General features: G+C 72.4%; 2 protein-coding genes. Both read right to left on the bottom strand.

Translation table 11 applies throughout. From position 1 onward, the window contains the following. The coding region (locus HYE82_RS36550; RefSeq protein ID WP_179178524.1) for a DUF4240 domain-containing protein at positions 1–502 on the bottom strand (502 nt) is incomplete at its 3' end. A 28-nt stretch (positions 503–530) separates the two neighbouring features. Continuing rightward, a complete protein-coding gene (locus HYE82_RS36545; protein WP_179178523.1) occupies positions 531–1340 on the bottom strand; it encodes a hypothetical protein in 810 nt (269 codons plus the stop codon). Between the last annotated feature and the right edge of the window lie 40 nt (positions 1341–1380).

Genomic DNA, 1380 nt, shown 5'->3' with positions numbered 1-1380 from the left:
GGCGGGGGAGGCGGGCGGCGAGCTCGGCCGTGTCGTCGAAGTCGAAGTCCCAGGACGGGTCCAGGGGCGGGTAGCGGATCGTGAAGGAGTCCGAGGGGAGTTCCCGGCCCGTGGCCTGCTCGTACGCGGTCCAGGCGAGGGCGAGGGCGTCCTCGTCCTCCAGTTCCGGGCCGTCCTGCGCCGCCTCGTGGACCGCGGGGTGGCCGGCGAGGGAGTCCGGGTCGACGAGGGCTGCGGCGAAGACGGCCTCTCCCTGGGTCAGCAGCCAGCCCCGGAAGTAGTCGAAGCCGTCGTCCGAGCAGCCGCCGTTGATCAGGTACGCGGCCGCCCACAGCGGACTGCGGTACGACTCCGCGAGGAGGTCCCACAGCACCTGCTGGGCCGCGGCTATCTCGGCCGGCGGCCGCAGGGCCAGCAGCCGGGCGGCGCGCTCCGCCACCTCGTCCGGTGCGGCCTGCGCGCGGGCCGCCTCGATCAGGGTCCAGAAGCTCTGCTTGTCCATGGGGGGAGCCTTGCATCCCCCTGTGACATCAGGCGTCGAGGAAGGAGCGGAGGGAGGCCGTGACGGCGTCCACGAAGCGGTCCTGGACCTCCGGGGGCAGCAGGTCGAGGGAGAGGTACGGGTTCAGGTCCTCCAGTTCGACCAGGAGGAGTTCCCCCGAGGGGGCGCGGCAGGCGTCCACCCGCTGGATGCCGTGGGACAGGGTGTTCCACCTGATGAAGGACGCCGCGAAGTCGAGGTCCGCCCCCGTGGGCTCGTACCGGACCAGTTCCCAGCGGCGGGCCGGATCCGGGGCGTGGAGGGCGTACTGGAAGGTGTCGTCCACGTAGTAGAAGGAGACCTCGTACGCGAAGTCGATGCGCGGCTGGATGAGGATCTCGCCGACCGGGCCGGACGGGTCCGGGGTGAAGGTGAGGCCGATGGAGTCCGCGCCCTGCTTGGGCTTCACCGCGTAGGCCGGGGCGGACGGGAGCCGGTCGAGGTGCGCCGGGTCGTCGATCGTGGGGATGACGGGGTAGCCGGCGGCGGTCAGGTCGAGGAGGTACTGCTTGCCCGCCATGTCGGCGCGGCCGGTGAGCGGGTTGTAGACGCGGGTTCCGGCGGCGAGGGCGGCGGCGCGGAAGGAGTCGTACGCGTCCCGGTAGTGCAGGACCGGCCCGCTGTTGCGGACGACGACCGCGTCGAAGCCCCTCGGTATGAGGGCCTCCGCGTCCTCGGGATGGCACAGGGCCAGCTCGAAGCGGGTGCGCAGGCGCGAGGTGAGGAAGACGTCCTCGTCTCCGTAGCGGCGGCCGCGGGCCGGGTAGGACAGGTCCGTCACGTAGAGCAGCTGGGGCATGGGGGGAACCTATCCCCCCATGCCCCGGCAGGGGCCGCCC

This window comes from Streptomyces sp. BR123 (assembly GCF_013401435.1).
Taxonomy (GTDB): domain Bacteria; phylum Actinomycetota; class Actinomycetes; order Streptomycetales; family Streptomycetaceae; genus Streptomyces.
The sequence above is the reverse complement of the archived record's forward strand: the minus strand, read 5'-3'. Positions and strand labels throughout refer to the sequence as shown.